Below are 17,272 nucleotides of genomic sequence, written 5' to 3' on the forward strand. Positions count from 1 at the left end.
AAGATGAAAAAACTAATAATGGGCCTAATGTTTTTGGTGGGAATTACTGCTATAGGCCAAAATAAAAATGCAAAAGCTTCTTTAGAGGTAGATGGTGTTTGTATGATGTGTAAGGAGCGAATTGAAAAGGCGTGCATACAAACGAAAGGGGTGAAGTCCGCAGTTTGGAATGTCGATACCCATGAGCTAAAGCTGATTTACGATGAGCGTAAAACCAATTTGGATAGCATCCAAAAAAATATCGTGGCCGTAGGACATGATACTAAAGAGATGACCGCAACAGAGGAAGCTTATAATAGTGTGCATGCTTGTTGTAGATATCGCGATCAAGATGTAAAAGAAGATCATCAAAACTAGAAAGCGTTAATGTTTAAATATGGAAAAGCGCAGTAATTAATTACTGCGCTTTTTTTATAGTCGCACATTGGTAAGTTGTTGTTATTATGGGTGAATTAGTTATTTTGTTAATAATTTTTGTAAAAGTCGTAGCGCTTGGATTGGGATATTGTGATTGCCTTCAGGGATTATTTTTTTTATTTGTGAAAACCTTAAATATAACTTATGGTAGCAACCGATGATTGGGTAACCTATATGTGGATTCTTTTGGCATGTTATGCTTTTGTAATTCTTTTTTTTGTAATCCGTGGTGCTAAAAAAGCAAATAGTATAGCCGATTATGCGGTTGGAAATATAGGTTTCTCTCCTTGGGTGGTAGGTTTGTCCTTGGCGGCTTCCATGACCAGTGCGGCAACCTTTATAATTAATCCGGGTTTTATCGCCTTGTATGGGGTTTCAGGGGTGATTTCGTTTGCGGTTGTCATGCCGATTGCCATTTTTGGTTCTTTGATCATGTTTACCAAAGGTTTTGCCAAACATGGCAACGTGGTAAAGGCAACCACCATGGCGCAATGGATAGGAAGACGTTATGAAAGTAAAAACTATGCGTTCTTTTTTGCGGTTACCGCCATGCTGCTCATAACTTTTATCGTGCTCATTAATGTTGGGGTAACTCAGGTGATTTCAAAGTCTTTGAATGTAGAGCCTTTTTATGTGCTTTTGGGGATTACGGTGTTTGTGTTTGGGTATATGATGTTTGGAGGGGCCAATTCCATGGTGTATACCAATACCATTCAAGCGGTCATCATGTTTGTTGTAGCTATCATATTGATAACTTCAGGTCGTGAATATTTTGAAGGAGGAGTTACTGGAATATTGAATGAACTTTCCAATATTGATCCTAATCTGTCTAAGGCTACAAATAGCCGAAGTTTTTTATTTCGCGATTATTTCGAAATCGTTGTAGTTCAAATTGTAATTGGAATAGCTATTGTGTGTCAGCCTCATATCATAACAAAATCGTTGTTGTTGAAAGATCAAACCAAAGTGAATTCGTATCTGTTTAGTGCCATTGCTGTCATGGTTGTGTTTTTTATGGTGGTAGTGGTTGGTTTGTATGCGCGCTTAACCTTTCCTGAGTTGACAGTAATGGGGAAGACTTTGAAAATGGACGAGATCATTCCAACGTATGTGGTGACCAAATTTTCGGTAGGCGTTGGTATGGTAATCGTGGTTGGGCTCATTTCAGCAGGATTGTCAACTTTAGAGAGTTTGATTCAGTCACTTTCTATAACGGTGACCTCCGATATATTGGAACCTATTTTTAAGGGCAAGGTCACTAACAATTCTTTTATGATCAATAAAATTGTAATATTGATATTAGCCTGTGTAAGTTTTATGTTGAGTTGGCAGCAAATCAAGTCTCCCAACGTGAGTGTTGCCATTTTCGCGCAAAACGGGGTGTATGCCTATTTTGCAGCAGCCTTTGTTCCGGTGCTTTTTGGAATTTTCCTGAAAGAAGTGCCCCTGAACGCTGTGTTTATTGCTAGTGTTACGGCCATTGTAGTGCATTTTGGAATTTATTATGGACGTTTAACGCCATATATGCAGGAGCCTGTAAATAACCCTGGGGTATCGGCTGCAATAGCTATTGTGGTATCCTTGATAGTGGGGTATGTTTTATATAAGTTGAATAGAAAACCTGTCTTGGTATGAATGTATTGGACTGGATAGCAAAATGGGCTGATTATACGCCTTATAAAGTGGCATTGACTTCGTATGCCTCCAATGAAAAGTATACCTATAAAGATGTGCATATTTATGCCAATAGGTTGATTGAGAAATTTCATGAGGCCGGGTATCGGGAAGGAGACAGAATTGCAGTGATTGCGGAGCATAATGTAGCTTACATTGTGTTGTTTGTGGCGTGTCAGCGAATGGGGCTAATTCTAGTGCCACTTAATTATAGAATGGCATCCAGGGAATTGAATAAACTGGTTAAGGATTGCAATCCAAGAATTTTGATTTTTAGTGAAACATTGTGTTCTCAGTTAAATGAATTGACTTTGGAAGGCATTGAAACCGTGAACATGGAACGTGTCATCGAGGCTTATAAAGAAGAGGTGTCGGTACCTGAACGCGATTATGATATTAAAGAAGACAATCCGTTGTTTATTTTTTATACGTCAGGTACAACTGGATTGCCCAAGGGGGTCATCTATACCAATAGAATGTTGTTCTGGAATAGTTTGAATACCTCCATGCAATTGGGGATTACCTATAGGGATTCTACAATCAATACCTTGCCGCCCTATCATACTTCAGGATGGAATGTGTTTATTACACCGCTCTTGCATAAAGGTGGCCACATTGGAATGATGGAAAAATTTGACGCCCAAAAAGCACTCTGTTTATTGGAGCTTGAAAAAACAACCTTGTTCATGGCATTGCCCACAATGCTGTTAATGATGCAAAAGACGGAAGTTTTCAAACGGGTAAATTTAAAGAAGTTGCGATATATCATTTCCGGGGGTGAAAAGGTAAATGCAGAATTGGTGTCCTTTTGGAAAAAGGAAAAGGATATCTATATCCGCCCAGGCTATGGTTTAACAGAAGCAGGGCCGAGCATTACATCGCTCCATCATGATATGGCTCTTTTAAAACCGAATTCCATTGGGAAATCAAACTTCTATTTGGATCTAAAAATCGTGAATGAAAATGATGAGCCTTTAGGTGTTGGTGAAATAGGGGAATTGTGTATAAAGGGAGATATTGTTACTCCTGGTTATTGGAACAATTCTGTAGTCACTAAGAGTAAGATTGTTGATGGTTGGTTGCATACGGGAGATTTGGCTTTAAAGGATGAAGAAGGCTTTCTGTATCTAAAGGGGCGCATTGACGATATGTATATTTCGGGAGGGGAAAATATCTATCCCCAGGAAATAGAATTGTTGTTGGAAAATTATCAAGGAGTTACCAAAGCTTCAGTTTTCAGTGTCAAATGTGAGCGTTGGGGTGCCTGTGGAATCGCTTTTGTGGAAAGTAAGGATAAGGCAGTGACCAGTGAAGTGCTTCGAGCTTACCTAAAAGAAAATATAGCCGATTTTAAGCAGCCTAAATACATCTTTGTTTTGGACGAAATCCCGCTTACCAGTTTAAGCAAGGTGTCTCGTAAAAAGCTCAACAAGTATTTTAATACGTTAAAATTATAGTGATGAAATCGTTCCTTTTTTTGTCTGTTTTTTGTTTATTGTCTATGGTAGGAATTTCTCAAAACAAAGCGCTTGCTATGAAGGAGCTGCTTTCAGAATATGAATATAAAACGCATTACGTCACTTTCGATAGTTTGGAAGTGGCTTATGTAAAGGAGGGTAATCATGAACAAACCCTGTTGTTTGTGCATGGGTTGAGCAGTAATGCCGATGCTTGGTCTAAAAATATTCAGGAGCTTAAAGATAAGTACACTTGCATTGCGTTGGATTTACCTGGGTTTGGAAAATCTTCGATTATTGAAACCCAATATACATCTACGTTTTTTGCGGATGTGGTGCACCAATTTATCCTTGAGCTAAAGCTTAAAAATGTGATTTTGGTGGGGCATTCCATGGGAGGCCAGGCCAGTGTGAAATTGGCTGTAAATCACCCTGAAGCTATTTCAAAATTAGTACTTGTGGCACCGGCGGGAATTGAACGCTTTTCTGAAGCGGAGGCCAATCTTATGAAAGGTGCCATGACCGAAGCGGTGGTAAAAGGAACCACCGATGCCCAAATAGAAAGGAATTATGCGCTCAACTTTTTTCAGCAACCAAAAGAGGTGGATAATATGATAGCGGATAGAAAGCGTATTAGGGATGCGGCCGATTTTGATATGCACTGTAAAGCCATTGTAAGCAGTGTCTGGGGGATGTTGGATGATCCTGTGTTTGAGGATTTGAAAAGGATTGGGCAACCCGTGTTGGTTATTTTTGGCAATAACGATAAATTGATTCCAAATGGCTATCTTCATCCTCAATTAACCACGCAAGCTGTGGCACAAATCGCCCAAGAAGAGATAAGACAGGCTGAGGTGAAAATGATAAATGACAGCGGGCATTTTGTGCAATTTGAAAAGCCAATGGAAGTGAATGTTTTTATTTCGCAGTTTGTAGAGACGCCCTAAAGAATGAAGGTTAAACTTAAGAAGTTTACAGAATTTAGTAAAAATATCTTGCCCAACGAAGCCAAATATTTGGCTTCGTTAAGTCATCAAATTCAAGATGACGAAAAAATGCAAATCCTTACCCGAATTATCGACAATGCTGTTTTGGAAACAGGTTTTGTAGATTTTGATGTCGATATTGACAAGCGAAAGTATACCTATATAAAAAATTGGGTAGACAAAAAGCTAGAGGCCATAGATGTCGATAAAAACATTGTGTGGTTGCTTCGGTTGCGCCAATTGATTCTTACCGATGCCATAAGTTATGAGGACGAAAAAGAGTTCCTTAATTTCCTACATCATTACAAGCATATCGATTATTATTTTCAGAATTTATTTGAGTTGGTAAAGGAGTATCAGTCCTATCTTCTTATAAGGATGAGATACCGAGATCATAAAATAGTAGCCGATTTTCTGCAGGCCTACAGGGAGCATTATGAAAAGGCGATTCAAATCCATGAGAAACTTTATAACGCTACCGAGGAAATCACCAGTCAATACACCTTAAATAATAAAGAAACCAAATATTGGGAAGATTGGTTGTTGGAAGTGTTTAGGTCTAACACCGTTGATGGGAAAAATAGGTATCAGGCTTTTGTATTGCTCACTTTTATGTACACCAATTACAATGAAAAGTTAAAGCTAAGATTCTTGTTTGATGAAATTGATGTGTTTTTCAGTCAAGGTGAAATGTATTCCCGTCGTTTACTTTCCAATTACTACGCCAATAGGGTGCTGATGCATTCTAAGGACAATGAGCTTCAGAAGGCTGAATATTATGGGTTTTTATCAATACGTCAGTATAATGACGATACCCTAATGTATCTCAATAACCTTGTGGCTATTACGTTGAGGAATAAGAAAACCCAACTCGCTTTTTCTTTGCTGGAAGAGTACAAGCCATTGTTTGATACCACGCATAACAACCACCAGAAAAATAGTTATGTATCCTATAAAGTTAGGGTGTTGACAGATCTTCATAAATACCATGAAGCAGAAACTTTGGCTAGACTGTTTTTAAAACATAATAAAACGGAAGTATTCAACCATAGATGGCATCATTTCTTCACGTCCTATATCAATGTGTTGGTTATTCAGGAAAAGTATGCCGAGGTTTTAAAACTGACCAAGAAATTCAATTTGAAGGAACGAGAAATTGAACGCAAGCGCAAGAGCAATTATGTGCCTAATATTTCGTGGAGTATTTCCTTGTCTCGCTATATGGAGGGAGAGATTAATTCCAGTAAGTTATTGGAGGAAATTAAGGAGCCAATTCAAGGAATTGAAGCGACTGATAACCAAAAATTGTTGATGACTCAAGTCATCGATAAGCTGTCAAATAACCTTCCTGAGGCTTTTTTATATCTAAAGTCACACATGCAATTATAATGGGGGTTTTTATTTAAAAATGTATGTTTTGTGTGTTTTGATGAGAGTTGATGTTTAAAAGTCGCAGCAAAATGCTAAAAATCCAGATAGGCCATTAAATTATTTTCATGATAGATTGCGGTAATCTAATTAACTATTTATGAAAACAATGAAGAAATTTTTTGCACTTATCGCTTTGTTACTTTCTTTTTATGCTTCTGCTCAGGATTCTGGGAGTATTAAAGGATTGACTCTTGATGAGAACAATGTGCCAGTTTCTGGTGCAACGGTTCATATTGAAAGTTTGAACAAGGGGGTGGTTTCTGGCTTTGATGGAGCGTACATTATAGAAAATGTTCCAGCGGGCACTTACAATGTTGTGTACTCTTATTTGGGGTACGAAACAATTACCAAATCAGTCTCTGTAGTGGCGGGACAAACTGTTGAGGTTAATGTGGTTTTAGCGGAGTCTACAAGTATGCTTTCGCAAGTGGTGGTGACGGCCAACAAAAAACCTCAAAAAATGACAGATGTGCCGGCAACGGTTAACGTGATAACTTCCAAAGACATTAAGGAACATGTAGGTTTTAATGTTGGAGAATTGGCTGCTCGTGAAAAAGGGGTTGATTTTGTGAGAACCGGGGTTTTGGGAACAGGAATCAACATTAGAGGATTCAACTCAGCCTTTAATTCTAAAAACCTTCAGGTGACGGATGATAGATTATCCACCTTGATTGCTACTGGTTTGCCATTAGGAACATTTGCTACGGTAACTACAGACGATATCGAGCAAGTTGAAATTTTGTTGGGACCAAACGGAACACTTTATGGGCCTAATGCCCACAATGGTTTGATTAGTACTAGAACTAAAAATCCATTTACTTCAGAAGGGACAACTTTGGCCTTGGGAGGTGGAAACCAAAATGTATTCACAGCCCGTGCTCGTCATGCGCAAGTGGTTAGTGATAAGTTTGCTTTCAAGTTCCATTTTGAAAGATCTCAAGGAGAGGATTTTGAATATGTGGATAGTGTGTATGTAGGAACTACAGCTTACAAGGAATTGGAATTGGATAGAGATTTTGATACTCAAAAATATGGAGCTGGTTTGTATTTCAGGCCTACGTCTAGTTCAGAGCTTATTGGGTATTATGGTCACAGTAACAACAATAATTTAGCGGTTACAAACGCTGGAAGAAATCAAATTAAGGATTGGAGTATTGACGTGGCTCAGTTAAAATATATTTCCAAGCATTTCTTTGCAAACGTAAACTATACTTGGAGTAATACTGACGATACTTATGCTATTAATCAAAGAACACAAAACTATGTGTCCTTCATAAATAATGGTTTTTCGGAAGAAGAGGCTTTGGCAAGATCATATACGGAGCAGTGGTATCCAACAGGACCGGATACCGGTATTGTATTGCCTAGAGGTGCAGTGTTCAAAGATGCTTCCCAACGTTTCAATTCGGAATTGCAATACAACAATAGCTGGGGGAATTTTGACTTAACTGTTGGTGCGCAGTACCAATTGGATATGGCCGATTCTAAAGGGACATATCTTTTGGATGAAGGTGGAATTGACATTGGCCAAACGGGTTTCTATGCGCAAACGGAATATAGCATTCCAAGTTCAGGATGGGGATTCCTTCTTGGAGCCAGATTGGATAAACATGATTTGTATGGTTCCAATTTTATTCCAAAGGCGGCTATTACTAAGGCGCTTGGAGAAGGACAACTTAGGGTGACTTATGGAAAAGGAATCGCTGTGCCGTCTATTTTGAACTTAAAAGGAAACCTTTTTGGCGGTTTGGTATTGGGTAACGGAGAAGGGTTTACCTTGTCTGATGGGAACAAAGTGTCTCCTTTGGATGTAGAGTCTATCAATACATATGAAATTGGATACAAAGGAAAAATCGCCAATAAATTATTTATTGATGCCAATGCCTATTACAACCAATCTGAAAACTTTATCAGTCCACTTAGAACGATTACGGATGCAGCCAATGGTGTTGTGGTAACGCATGTGGGGGACAAGCCAATTGATGAGGTGGTGCCAGGATCTACCGGAGCTGTAATTTTGACTTATCAAAACTTCGGTAAGGTGGATACCTATGGATTTGATGTTGGTTTGAACTATTATTTTTCCGATGCATTTAGAGCGACTCTTAACTACTCTTACTTCGGGAGGGATTTAGATAAAAATGATCCTGCCAATGATGGTAACTTGGATGGACAAGTATTGGAATCTGAATTGCCAGTGAACACGCCGGCAAACAAGTTGGCTCTAGGATTGCATTATTCTAAAAACAAATTCTATGGATCCATTTTTGGAAGATGGGTGCAGGATTACGATTTCTTCTCAGGAATCTATACAGCAGCCGAAACTCAAGATTTGAATGGGGATGGTGTTGATGATGTTATTGAGAACGCTAGAAATGGAAGGTCTTGGAACTATGGTCCTCTAGGGGGCTTTACTGTAGATGCCAATGTAGGGTATTATATCACAGATGAGCTTTCTGTTGGGGCAAGTGTAACCAACTTGTTCAATGCTGAGGTTCGTGAGTTCGTGGCCTCTCCTGTAATAGAGACTTTATTCTCTGTGGAGTTGAAATATCAAATGAATTTCTTCAAGAAAAAATCGGCTACTAACTAATCCACTGCAAATGCCTTTTTTGAGAGTAAATAATATCGACCTGAGCTATGAGGTGGCAGGAGAAGGAAATGTGCTTTTGTTACTCCATGGTTTAGGCTCAACAAAACAAGACTGGGATGCGCAAGTCCCGGTCTTTTCAAAGGAATTTAAAGTAATCACGGTGGACCTTAGGGGGCATGGGGAAACTTCAAAACCAGAAGCGGGGTATGGGGTTGACTTTATGACCGAGGACATTAGGCAATTTCTGGAGCAGCTAAATATTGGGAAAGTCACTATTGTTGGATTTTCCATGGGTGGTGCCGTTGCGTTTCAGTTTGCGAGCCAATTCCCTGAAATGGTGGACAAATTGGTAATTGTAAATAGCGGTCCAGATTTTAATGCTATGGGTGAGATAGGTGACCAGATGGTTGCTGAGCGAACCAAATCCTTAAATGAATTTGGGATCGGTCCTTTAGCGGAACAAATTGCTTTCAATATGTTTCCTGAAGAAGGTCAGGAAGACATGCGAGAGGCTTTTGAAAAGCGTTGCAAACAAAATGATTTGAATGCTTATTACCAGTCTTTTGTTACCTTGATGAAATGGGGGCTGGGAGAAGAAATACAGAAGATCAAAGCTAAGACTTTAGTAATTGCTTCAGATATGGATTATACGCCTGTTGATTTTAAAAAAGCCTATGTCAATGAGCTTCCAAATGCAGAATTGGTTGTAATCAAAGATTCAAGACATGGGGTGGTTATGGATCAAGCAGGGGCTTTTAATTATGAACTTTATAAATTTTTGATGCATGGATAAAGTAGCGTTGATAACTGGAAGTACCAGTGGTATTGGGCTTGGTATTGCGAGACAATTTGCTAAAAATGGCTATCATATAATGTTTCATGGACTGGAAGTGAATGGGGCAGAGATTGCTAAAGGAATTTCTGAAGAATTTAATGTAAAGACCTCTTTTTCCAATGCAAATTTATTGGATGCGGAGGAGGTGAAACAATTGGTTCGGGATGCTGTGGCGTATTTCGGGACGATCCATGTGTTGGTGAACAATGCCGGAATTCAATTTGTGTCTCCAATAGAAGAATTTCCTGATCAAAAATATTTGAATATCATAGCTATTAATCTTAATGCAGCTTTTTTTGCCAGCAAGGAAGCTTGGGTGTATATGAAGACGCAGAATTTTGGAAGAATCATTAATGTGTCTTCTGTGCATGGTCTCAGGGCGTCTGAATTTAAAGTGGCCTATGTGGCTTCGAAGCACGGCGTGATTGGGATGACCAAAGTGTTGGCATTAGAAGGAGCGGGCTCTAATATTACGGTGAATGCCATTTGTCCTGGGTATGTAAAAACGCCTTTGGTTGAAGGGCAGATTCAGGACCAAGCAAAGGCTCATAATATGACGCCTGATGAGGTGGTTGCCAAGGTGATGTTGAAAAAACAGGCGGTGAAAGAGTTTGTGCCTGTTGAGGCTATTGCCGATATGGCATTGCTTTTGGCTAAAGAATCTTCTACTACTATTACTGGTTCCGCATTTACCTTAGATGGAGGCTGGAGTGCACAATAAATTTTGTTTGAGTTGATTTTGTGAATTAGGGCCTGAACTGAAGTTCAGGCTCTTTTTTGTACAAAGATTAAAACTCGAAATTAAATCCTTTTTCCGTGAGCTTTTTATAGATGGCGTAGTCAAAACGATATAGTTTGGCTGCTCTATGGGAAACATCTTGTTGTTTTTCGTCCAAGGCTTGTAGGAGCTTCATTCGTAAAACTTTTCTTCGGAAATTGGACTTGTCCATTTCAATACCTAAAATCTGCTCGTATAGCTGCATAAGTTGCAGAAGTGTGAATTTTTCAGGTAAAAGATTGAAGCCTATGGGGGCTTGTTTTACTCTATTTCGTAATTGTTTTAGACTGAAATTAATAATCTTATTATGGTCGTAAATAAGCTCCGGAATATCCGCGACATTGTACCATTTGGCATCCGAGGCGGTAAATCCGGCGGTAATGTTGTAGTCTTCAATCTTGATAAGGGCATAATAGCCTATGGTAATAACTCTGCCCAATGGGAAACGGTCAGGATCACCAAAAGCTTTTAACTGCTCTAGGTAGATGTTGTCGAGCCCTGTAAGCTCTCTTAGTAATCGGTGGGCGGCGTTGTCAATGCTTTCCTCTTCCTTAATCCAACCTCCAGGTAGGGCCCACTTTCCTTTGCTGATACCCTCGGCGTGTTCAACCAATAAAACTTTAAGGCTTCCTTTGTCAAAACCAAAAATAACGCAATCGATTGTAATGGAGTTCATCACAGAGCGTTCGATTACCTTTCCAGACTCTTCGTCAATAAATTTCTTAACCATTGGCATGATGCTGTAAATGTCGCAAAATAATTTTATGGCCTGGGAATATGTAAATGTCCTTTAGACCATAAAATGGCAAAATAAGATATTTCAGGATGAATCGAAAAAGAGCGTGTACAAAAAAGAATGTTAAAACCCTTATCGATTTGACTTCAAAGATATTACGAAATACTCATTTAATTAAATTTTTTTTAAGAAAATTGAAAAATAAACATTAATTTTTTGTTAAATCCAACAATCTTGCGTATACTTGTAGTCAAAATAACCATAAGAATTGTTTAAGAGCAGGGTTTTTAAAATGAGGGGGTTATGATGAGGTTTGGGCAAATACTAATAGTCTTTTAAACTATTTGAAACTAAAATATATCTATCCATGTACTTTTTAGGAATAGATTTAGGTAGTTCTTCAATTAAGATGTCCGTATTCGATGGGGATAACGGACGTGTGTTGAAGACAATTTCTGTACCTGATTTTGAAACAGAAATCAATGCGCCTCAATTGGGGTGGGCTGAACAAGATCCCAATCTTTGGTGGGAGTATATCAAAGGCGGAATTTCACAATTTAAAAACAAGCACTCTATAGATGTTAAGCGAATCGTTGCTATTGGTATAGCTTACCAAATGCACGGTTTGGTGTTGGTGGATGAGTTTTTAAACCCAGTGCGTCCATCTATTATCTGGTGTGATGGAAGAGCAGCTGAAATTGGGAGGCAGTATTATGAATCCATCGGGACTGAGGTTTGCCAACAGCAAATATTAGGCTCACCTGGTAACTTTACGGCTTCTAAGCTTAAATGGGTGCAACAACACGAGCCAGAGGTGTTTGCTAAGGCGGCTTATATGATGCTTCCAGGGGACTTCATCGCGGCTAAATTTACGGGGGTGCCTCAAATCAGTACTTCAGGTTTGTCTGAAGGGGCTTTGTGGAATTTTAAGGAGAATAGATTGGCAACCGAGATTTTGGATGGCATGGGCTTACCATTGAGTAAAATTCCGGAAATCGTGCCAACATTTGGTGAGCACGCCACTATTGATGCCGCTGTTGCGGCCGATTTGGGATTGGATCCAAAAGTGAAAGTTGCCTATCGCGCGGGAGATCAGCCAAACAATGCCATGTCTTTGAATGTCTTGAATCCAGGTGAAATTGCGACTACTGCTGGAACTTCGGCAGTGATTTATGCTGTTTCGGATCAAAACCATATGGACCAGCAAAACAGGGTGAATACCTTTTTGCATGTGAACAATACAGAGCTTCAAAAGCGCAACGGCGTGCTATTGTGTATTAATGGTTCTGGGATTTTGTATCAATGGTTACGAAAAATGATGTCTTTAGGAAGCGATGAATTGGTTTCTTATGAACTTTTAAATAGTGCAGCAGCAAAAGCTGAAATAGGGAGTAAGGGTTTAAGGTTCTATCCTTTTGGTAATGGCGTAGAGCGCATTTTTGACAATAAGGAGGTGAACTCTGGAATTGAGAACTTAAACTTCAATATCCATAATTCCAATTATTTGGTAAGAGCGGCCTGCGAAGGCATTGTATTTGCTATGAATTATGGGTTTGATGTCATGAAATCCATTGGGGTTTCAGGCAACATCGTTAGGGCTTCCAAAGGGAATTTATTCTTGAGCCCGGTATTTAGAGAAATTTTTGTGAACACAACCAAAACTTCATTGGAGCTTTATAACAATTCGGGGTCTGAAGGTGCAGCTAGAGGTGCGGCTTATGGCTTTGGATTTTATAAAACTTTGGCGGAGGCTTTTGGTGATTTGGAATGTATTGAGCAGTTGGAACCTAACAAGGATTTGGCGGCACAGTATGAGGACATATATTTTAATTGGAAAGAACACATTAAACTTCAAGAAATTTAATTATGAGTACAAATAGCCAACAGGCTTACTTTAAAGGAATCGATACTATTAAGTATGAAGGAAGAGAGAGTGATAACCCACTAGCTTTTAAATGGTATGATGCCAACAGAATTGTAGCAGGGAAGCCGCTTAAGGATCATTTGCGTTTTGCAATGGCCTACTGGCATACACTGTGTGATAAAGGAGGAGATCCTTTTGGTAAGGAAACATCAGTTTTTGCTTGGGATAAAAGTGAAGATGCGGTGCAGAGAGCAAAAGATAAAATGGATGCCGGTTTTGAGTTTATGTCAAAAATGGGAATACCATTTTACTGTTTTCATGACGTAGATTTAGTAGACGAGGCTCCAACCTTGGCTGAATTTGAAAATAGAGTTCAGCAAATGGTGGAATATGCGAAGCAAAAGCAAGCCGATTCCGGAATTGAATTGCTTTGGGGAACTTCCAACTTGTTTGGAAATCCAAGATACATGAACGGAGCGTCTACCAATCCAAATTTTGATGTTGTAGCCTATGCGGGAGCCCAGGTTAAAATAGCTATGGATGCCACCATTGCCTTAGGTGGACAAAACTACGTATTCTGGGGTGGCCGCGAGGGATATATGAGCTTGCTAAATACCGATATGAAACGTGAGCAGGAACATATGGCTCGTTTTTTAACCATGTGTAGAGATTATGGACGTAGCCAAGGATTTAAAGGGAATTTCTTAATTGAGCCAAAACCAATGGAGCCATCAAAACACCAATACGATTTTGATGCAGCTACCTGTGTTGGGTTTATGAGACATTATGGTCTTGAAAAGGATTTCAAATTGAACTTGGAAGTGAACCATGCAACTTTGGCAGGGCACACATTTGAGCATGAATTGCAGGTTGCGGTTGATGCCGGATTACTTGGAAGTATCGATGCTAACCGCGGAGATTATCAAAACGGTTGGGATACAGATCAATTCCCAATTGATGTTTATGAGATTACTCAAGCGATGCTTGTGATTCTTGAAGGAGGTGGTATCCAAGGTGGAGGTGTCAACTTCGATGCGAAAGTGAGAAGAAACTCCACAGACCTTGAAGATAGGTTCATCGCCCACATTTCTGGTATGGATATTTTTGCTAGAGGGTTGATATGTGCAGATCATATTTTACAGAATACCAACTATAAAAAGTTAAGAACAGAACGTTACCAATCATTTGACTCTGGTAATGGCGCTAAGTTTGAAAAGGGAGAATTGTCCTTGGAAGAGCTAAGCAAAATTGGAAGAGCAAATGGGGAACCACAGCAAATAAGCGGCAAGCAAGAATTGTTTGAGCAAATCATTGCGAACGCTTACTAATTAACATTTAAATTAATCAATTAAACTAACGTTTTTCATTATGAGAAGTAAATTTTATGACTCTTCTGGAGTGTTGGCCATTTTGGTGGCAATTTTACTTTGTGCATTCAGTACACAATCCATGTTTGCACAAAGTGAAATCACTGTGTCCGGAGTAGTAAAAGATGTTGCCGACGGAATGCCAATTCCAGGAGCATCGATTATTGTAAAGGGCAACGAAACAAAAGGAACCTCCACAGATTTCGACGGAAACTACTCGCTAACGGTATCGCCAAATGCGGTGTTGGTAGTGAGTTATGTTGGATACAAAACCCAGGAGGTAAGTGTTCAAAACAGAACCACAATTAACATTCAATTGGAGACTAATGTTGAAGAATTGAGTGAAGTGGTAGTGGTTGGGTACGGTGTTCAAAAGAAAGAATTGACCACAGGTGCCAATCTGCAAGTTGATGGGGAAGCCCTTCAAAAGCAAAGTACTACCAATGCGCTTCAAGCTATGCAAGGGCAAGCGGCAGGGGTACAAATTACCTCTACTTCTGGGCAACCAGGGGAATCCATGAATGTAGTAATTCGTGGTTTGGGTTCTGCGGGAAGCAATTCGCCATTGTACATTGTAGATGGTGTGCAAACCGGAGATATTTCGTATCTTAACAATGCCGATATTGAAAGCATCTCTATCTTAAAAGATGCGGCTTCTGCGGCTATCTATGGGTCTCAGGCAGCTAACGGGGTAGTATTGGTTACAACCAAAAAAGGTAAGGTAGGAAAAGCACAAATCACTTTCGACCAATTTTATGGGGTACAAACGCTGGCTAAAAAGATAGACATGCTAAATGCTACGGAGTATATGACCATGATAAATGAAGCTAGAATCAATTCTGGAATGGCTAGACAGTTTTCTGATGATGATATTGCCAATGCCGGAAACGGTACTGATTGGATGGACGAAATGTTCGAAACAGCTCCAACAGAAAATTATACCTTGGGTGTTTCTGGTGGATCTGAAACTTCTACCTATTCATCCTCTTTATCTTATTTGAACCAAGCCGGTATTGTCGGAGGTAAAGATTATTCTTACTACGAACGTTATAATTTCAGATTCAATTCGGAGCATAAATTATACGGTGATAGAGTGAAGTTTGGTGAAAACTTCAGTTTCGCTTGGATTAACAATAATGGTATCGGTGTTGGAAACCAATACAACAACGCTTTAAGAGGTGCGTTCCAAACCAATCCATTGTTCCCAATGTATGATGCCAATGGAGACTTCTTTAACTCTTCTGGATATAGCGATCCATGGTTACAGGGAGTGTCTAACCCATATGCGCAAATGGTGTATTCTAACCAAAATGAAAATGACACCCAAAAATTGGTAGGGAATGTGTATTTCGATTTTGAGTTAGCTAAAAATTTGAATTTTAGAACGAATTTGGGGATAGATTACTATGCCAGTCAAGGACACAGTTTTTCGCCAATTTATGAATTGTCTATTTATGCTTTTAGTAATTTAAGAAGTGTAAGCCAAAACATGAGCAAAGGCAAAAGCATGATATGGACTAATTTGTTGACATATGATTTTGATTTGGGTGAAAACCATCATTTCGAGACAATGTTGGGTACGGAAGCCTTTAAATATGATGGTCATTTTATGTCTGGTTCGAATGTAGATTTATTGTATGATGATCTGAACCATGCATGGTTAAGCAATGCTACCAATGCCGATGGGACACAGATTTCTTTATCTGGAGGTCCGGCAGCCATCGCCAAGAGAATGTCATATTTTGGACGTTTGAATTATAACTACAAAGGGAAGTATTTATTGAATGCTACTTTTAGAGCCGATGGATCTTCGCAATTTGCTAGAGGAAACCGTTGGGGATACTTCCCATCTGTATCAGCTGGTTGGGTCATCAGTAAAGAAGATTTTATGGGAGATGGCGATTCTTTCATGAACTACTTCAAGCTTAGAGGAAGCTGGGGACAAGTTGGTAACCAAAATGTTGGAAATTTCCAATTCTTAGGTTTGGTAAGAACCCAAAATACCAACTATAGTTTTGGAGATCAAGAAGGTGTGTTAACCCCAGGTGCTTATCCATACAGATTACCAAACGAAAATTTGCAATGGGAAGCAGCCGAAGAGTTGGATTTTGGATTTGATGCCAGATTCTTAGATTCTAAGTTAACCCTTGCTTTCGACTGGTACCGTAAAACTCAAAAAGATTGGTTGGTGTTGGCCCCAATTCCAGCAACAGCGGGAGCTGATGCCCCTTTTATTAATGGAGGTAGTGTTGTGAATACAGGGGTTGAAGCCGTAATAGGTTACAATAATCATGTAAACGAAGACTTCAGCTATAATATAAGCTTCAACGGTGCATACAATAAAAACGAAGTTGGTGAAATTCCAACGGAAGACGGGATCATTCACGGTTTGAGCAACCAGCTTTGGGATAACTCTCAAGAATTTTATAGAGCCGAAGATGGACATCCTCTTGGGTATTTCTGGGGTTATGAAACGGCTGGCGTATTCCAAACCGAGGCTGACATCAATAACTATGTAAATGCCGATGGTAACTTGTTGCTGCCAGATGCACAACCAGGTGATTTAATTTATGTAGATACCAATGGAGATGGTGTGATTAATGGGGACGATAGAACTGAAATAGGGGATCCAAACCCAGATTTCACTTATGGATTCTCTTTAGGATTTAACTACAAAGCCTTCGATTTCTCTTTACAGGCCAATGGAGTTGCAGGTAACCAAATTGTACAGTCGTACAGAAATACGGCAGCCAACCAAAACTGGACGGGTGCTATCTTGGATCGTTGGCATGGGCCAGGGTCTTCAAATACCTTACCTAGACTAACCGTAGATAACAGAAACTACAACCAGTTTTCTGATATTTTTGTTCATGATGGGGATTTCTTAAGAATTAGCACCATGACTTTAGGATATGATATTGCTAGAGGTGCCAAAAAGAAAAATTTCTTTGCTGAGCAATTCCGTTTATACTTCTCCGTATTGAACCTTTATACGTTTACAAACTATAATGGTATGGATCCTGAGGTAGGATTTGGAATTTCTGATAACAATTACAACTTCTCCTCTGGAGTAGACGTAGGGTATTATCCTAGACCTAGAACCTATATGTTAGGGTTAAACGTTAAATTTTAAA

Annotated in this window: 12 protein-coding genes; 11 read left to right on the forward strand and 1 reads right to left on the reverse strand. The window is 39.4% G+C overall.

Going from position 1 to position 17,272, the window contains the following annotated elements:
* The first annotated feature begins 3 nt into the window (after positions 1 to 3).
* The 8 genes from AC6I5C_RS05775 (at position 4) to AC6I5C_RS05810 (ending at position 10,114) form a co-directional block, all read left to right on the forward strand.
* Entirely contained in the window at positions 4 to 357 is a 354-nt protein-coding gene (locus tag AC6I5C_RS05775) for a heavy-metal-associated domain-containing protein (RefSeq protein WP_076662160.1), read from the forward strand.
* A 204-nt stretch (positions 358 to 561) separates the two neighbouring features.
* Positions 562 to 2,052, forward strand: coding sequence for a sodium:solute symporter family transporter (locus AC6I5C_RS05780; protein ID WP_497904331.1), 1,491 nt, complete (start codon positions 562 to 564; stop codon positions 2,050 to 2,052).
* Positions 2,049 to 3,548, forward strand: a complete 1,500-nt coding sequence (locus AC6I5C_RS05785) for a class I adenylate-forming enzyme family protein (protein ID WP_497904332.1) — start codon at positions 2,049 to 2,051, stop codon at positions 3,546 to 3,548. The genes AC6I5C_RS05780 and AC6I5C_RS05785 overlap by 4 nt, the downstream gene beginning before the upstream one ends.
* Positions 3,549 to 3,550: 2 nt before the next feature.
* Positions 3,551 to 4,495 (forward strand): alpha/beta fold hydrolase, encoded by a 945-nt coding sequence (locus AC6I5C_RS05790; protein ID WP_497904333.1) that lies wholly within the window; start codon positions 3,551 to 3,553, stop codon positions 4,493 to 4,495.
* A gap of 3 nt (positions 4,496 to 4,498) precedes the next feature.
* On the forward strand, positions 4,499 to 5,923 hold the full coding sequence (locus AC6I5C_RS05795; protein WP_497904334.1) for a hypothetical protein: 1,425 nt from the start codon (positions 4,499 to 4,501) through the stop codon (positions 5,921 to 5,923).
* Positions 5,924 to 6,071: 148 nt separating this feature from the next.
* Positions 6,072 to 8,558, forward strand: coding sequence for a TonB-dependent receptor (locus AC6I5C_RS05800; RefSeq protein ID WP_497904335.1), 2,487 nt, complete (start codon positions 6,072 to 6,074; stop codon positions 8,556 to 8,558).
* Positions 8,559 to 8,568: 10 nt separating this feature from the next.
* On the forward strand, positions 8,569 to 9,351 hold the full coding sequence (locus AC6I5C_RS05805; protein ID WP_497904336.1) for an alpha/beta fold hydrolase: 783 nt from the start codon (positions 8,569 to 8,571) through the stop codon (positions 9,349 to 9,351).
* Positions 9,344 to 10,114: a 3-hydroxybutyrate dehydrogenase gene (locus AC6I5C_RS05810; protein ID WP_497904337.1), complete on the forward strand. Its 771-nt coding sequence runs from the start codon at positions 9,344 to 9,346 to the stop codon at positions 10,112 to 10,114. The genes AC6I5C_RS05805 and AC6I5C_RS05810 overlap by 8 nt, the downstream gene beginning before the upstream one ends.
* A gap of 67 nt (positions 10,115 to 10,181) precedes the next feature.
* Here the strand turns inward: AC6I5C_RS05810 and AC6I5C_RS05815 are convergent, their stop codons facing one another.
* Positions 10,182 to 10,901 carry an NUDIX hydrolase gene (locus AC6I5C_RS05815; protein WP_497904338.1) on the reverse strand — a complete coding sequence of 240 codons (720 nt, stop codon included), beginning with the start codon at positions 10,899 to 10,901 and terminating at the stop codon, positions 10,182 to 10,184.
* 373 nt (positions 10,902 to 11,274) lie between these two features.
* On the opposite strand from AC6I5C_RS05815, the gene AC6I5C_RS05820 reads away from it, so the two are divergent.
* From AC6I5C_RS05820 to AC6I5C_RS05830, 3 genes are read left to right on the forward strand one after another with little or no spacing between them, the layout of a single operon-like run.
* On the forward strand, positions 11,275 to 12,771 hold the full coding sequence (locus AC6I5C_RS05820; protein ID WP_497904339.1) for a xylulokinase: 1,497 nt from the start codon (positions 11,275 to 11,277) through the stop codon (positions 12,769 to 12,771).
* Positions 12,772 to 12,773: 2 nt separating this feature from the next.
* On the forward strand, positions 12,774 to 14,099 hold the full coding sequence (gene xylA / locus AC6I5C_RS05825) for a xylose isomerase (protein ID WP_497904340.1): 1,326 nt from the start codon (positions 12,774 to 12,776) through the stop codon (positions 14,097 to 14,099).
* 40 nt (positions 14,100 to 14,139) lie between these two features.
* Positions 14,140 to 17,271, forward strand: coding sequence for a SusC/RagA family TonB-linked outer membrane protein (locus AC6I5C_RS05830; protein ID WP_497904341.1), 3,132 nt, complete (start codon positions 14,140 to 14,142; stop codon positions 17,269 to 17,271).
* The last annotated feature ends 1 nt before the right edge of the window (position 17,272 follow it).

The sequence above is a fragment of the Mangrovimonas sp. sgz306409 genome (genome assembly GCF_059735265.1).